The sequence below is a fragment of the Xenorhabdus sp. NBAII XenSa04 genome, from assembly GCF_963866145.1.
In the GTDB taxonomy this organism is placed as follows: domain Bacteria; phylum Pseudomonadota; class Gammaproteobacteria; order Enterobacterales; family Enterobacteriaceae; genus Xenorhabdus; species Xenorhabdus indica.
This window is the reverse complement of the sequence record NZ_CAWMEB010000014.1, coordinates 1-3,463: the sequence shown is the minus strand read 5'-3', so window position 1 is coordinate 3,463 and position 3,463 is coordinate 1. Positions and strand designations below refer to the sequence as shown.

The following is a 3,463-nucleotide window of genomic DNA, read 5'->3' as shown; positions in this document are numbered from 1 at the left end:
CTCTTCAATGACCGCTTTCACTCAGAAAGCCGTGTCACTGAATGTTTCAATTTTTCAGCTTGTTCCAGATTGTTAAAGAGCTATTATTGCTAAACCGGCGGGCAAGCCCGCTTAGCAATAAGGTTGGCACCGTCTTTCACCCAATACCCCGAGCAAAGTGGCGTCCCCTAGGGGATTCGAACCCCTGTTACCGCCGTGAAAGGGCGGTGTCCTAGGCCTCTAGACGAAGGGGACTTTCAGTCTCTTCGCAGACGCTTGCTTGTCTGAGTGAAAGCGGTCATTGAAGAGTCTCTCAACAACCCCAGTCCGAAGACCCCTTCGGGTTGTGAGGTTAAGCGACTAAGCGTACACGGTGGATGCCTAGGCAGTCAGAGGCGATGAAGGACGTGCTAATCTGCGATAAGCGCCGGTAAGGTGATATGAACCGTTATAGCCGGCGATGTCCGAATGGGGAAACCCAGTGCAATCCGTTGCACTATCGTTTGATGAATTCATAGTCAAACGAGGCGAACCGGGGGAACTGAAACATCTCAGTACCCCGAGGAAAAGAAATCAACCGAGATTCCCCCAGTAGCGGCGAGCGAACGGGGAGGAGCCCAGAACCAGCAACAGCTTGTGTGTCAGTGGAAGCGTCTGGAAAGGCGCACAGTAAAGGGTGACAGTCCCGTACACGAAGATGCATAAGGTGGGAGTTCGATGAGTAGGGCGGGACACGTGGTATCCTGTCTGAACATGGGGGGACCATCCTCCAAGGCTAAATACTCCTGACTGACCGATAGTGAACCAGTACCGTGAGGGAAAGGCGAAAAGAACCCCGGCGAGGGGAGTGAAAGAGAACCTGAAACCGTGTACGTACAAGCAGTGGGAGCACCCTTTAGGGTGTGACTGCGTACCTTTTGTATAATGGGTCAGCGACTTATATTCTGTAGCAAGGTTAACCGTATAGGGGAGCCGCAGGGAAACCGAGTCTTAACGGGGCGTTAAGTTGCAGGGTATAGACCCGAAACCCGGTGATCTAGCCATGGGCAGGTTGAAGGTTGGGTAACACTAACTGGAGGACCGAACCGACTAATGTTGAAAAATTAGCGGATGACTTGTGGCTGGGGGTGAAAGGCCAATCAAACCGGGAGATAGCTGGTTCTCCCCGAAAGCTATTTAGGTAGCGCCTCGTGAACTCATCTTCGGGGGTAGAGCACTGTTTCGGCTAGGGGGTCATCCCGACTTACCAACCCGATGCAAACTGCGAATACCGAAGAATGTTATCACGGGAGACACACGGCGGGTGCTAACGTCCGTCGTGAAGAGGGAAACAACCCAGACCGCCAGCTAAGGTCCCCAAGTCCTGGTTAAGTGGGAAACGAAGTGGGAAGGCTCAGACAGCCAGGATGTTGGCTTAGAAGCAGCCATCATTTAAAGAAAGCGTAATAGCTCACTGGTCGAGTCGGCCTGCGCGGAAGATGTAACGGGGCTAAACCAGGCACCGAAGCTGCGGCAGCGACACGAATGTGTTGCTGGGTAGGGGAGCGTTCTGTAAGCCGTTGAAGGTGAACTGTGAGGTTGGCTGGAGGTATCAGAAGTGCGAATGCTGACATAAGTAACGATAATGCGGGTGAAAAACCCGCACGCCGGAAGACCAAGGGTTCCTGTCCAACGTTAATCGGGGCAGGGTGAGTCGACCCCTAAGGCGAGGCTGAAAAGCGTAGTCGATGGGCAACAGGTTAATATTCCTGTACTTGGTGTTACTGCGAAGGGGGGACGGAGAAGGCTATGTCATCCGGGCGACGGTCGTCCCGGTTTAAGCGTGTAGGTGGGGGTTCCTGGTAAATCCGGAGCCCTGATAACACTGAGGCGTGATGACGAGGCACTGCGGTGCTGAAGTGACAGATGCCCGGCTTCCAGGAAAAGCCTCTAAGCATCAGGTAACATGAAATCGTACCCCAAACCGACACAGGTGGTCAGGTAGAGAATACTCAGGCGCTTGAGAGAACTCGGGTGAAGGAACTAGGCAAAATGGTGCCGTAACTTCGGGAGAAGGCACGCTGGCGTCAGGTGAAGAAACTTGCTTTCGGAGCCGAGGCCAGTCGCAGAGACCAGCTGGCTGCAACTGTTTAATAAAAACACAGCACTGTGCAAACACGAAAGTGGACGTATACGGTGTGACGCCTGCCCGGTGCTGGAAGGTTAATTGATGGGGTTATCCTTAGGGAGAAGCTCTTGATCGAAGCCCCAGTAAACGGCGGCCGTAACTATAACGGTCCTAAGGTAGCGAAATTCCTTGTCGGGTAAGTTCCGACCTGCACGAATGGCGTAATGATGGCCAGGCTGTCTCCACCCGAGACTCAGTGAAATTGAACTCGCTGTGAAGATGCAGTGTACCCGCGGCAAGACGGAAAGACCCCGTGAACCTTTACTATAGCTTGACACTGAACCTTGAGCCTTGATGTGTAGGATAGGTGGGAGGCCTGGAAGTGTGGACGCCAGTCTGCATGGAGCCATCCTTGAAATACCACCCTTGAATGTTTGATGTTCTAACGTAAGCCCGTTATCCGGGTTGCGGACAGTGTCTGGTGGGTAGTTTGACTGGGGCGGTCTCCTCCCAAAGCGTAACGGAGGAGCACGAAGGTCAGCTAATCACGGTCGGACATCGTGAGGTTAGTGCAAAGGCATAAGCTGGCTTGACTGCGAGCGTGACGGCGCGAGCAGGTACGAAAGTAGGTCTTAGTGATCCGGTGGTTCTGCATGGAAGGGCCATCGCTCAACGGATAAAAGGTACTCCGGGGATAACAGGCTGATACCGCCCAAGAGTTCATATCGACGGCGGTGTTTGGCACCTCGATGTCGGCTCATCACATCCTGGGGCTGAAGTAGGTCCCAAGGGTATGGCTGTTCGCCATTTAAAGTGGTACGCGAGCTGGGTTTAGAACGTCGTGAGACAGTTCGGTCCCTATCTGCCGTGGGCGCTGGAAGATTGAAAGGGGCTGCTCCTAGTACGAGAGGACCGGAGTGGACGCACCACTGGTGTTCGGGTTGTCATGCCAATGGCACTGCCCGGTAGCTAAGTGCGGAAGAGATAACCGCTGAAAGCATCTAAGCGGGAAACTTGCCTTGAGATGAGTCTTCCCTTATCCCCAGAGGATACTGAAGGAGCGTTCGAGACGAGGACGTGGATAGGCTGGGTGTGTAAGCGTGGCGAGACGTTGAGCTAACCAGTACTAATGTACCGTGCGGCTTAACCTGACAACACCGAAGGGGTTTTGGGGGCGTTGGAGAGAAAGACGAAAAGTTTCAGAGACGGGAGTGGCCTGGGCCAGTCCGGCAGCTTGTTCGGGATTGAAAACAGGATTTGTCTGGCGGCAATAGCGCGGTGGTCCCACCTGACCCCATGCCGAACTCAGCAGTGAAACGCCGTCGCGCCGATGGTAGTGTGGGGTCTCCCCATGCGAGAGTAGGGCACTGCCAGACA

1 tRNA gene and 2 rRNA genes are annotated in these 3,463 nt (G+C 54.1%); 2 read left to right on the top strand and 1 reads right to left on the bottom strand.

Annotated elements, in window-relative coordinates:
- Positions 1–158 precede the first annotated feature (158 nt).
- A tRNA-Glu gene (locus tag AAC147_RS01120) sits at positions 159–234 on the bottom strand.
- 95 nt (positions 235–329) lie between these two features.
- On the opposite strand from AAC147_RS01120, the gene AAC147_RS01115 reads away from it, so the two are divergent.
- Positions 330–3,237 (top strand): 23S ribosomal RNA (locus tag AAC147_RS01115).
- 109 nt (positions 3,238–3,346) lie between these two features.
- A 5S ribosomal RNA gene (rrf, locus tag AAC147_RS01110) occupies positions 3,347–3,462 on the top strand.
- Position 3,463 lies beyond the last annotated feature (1 nt).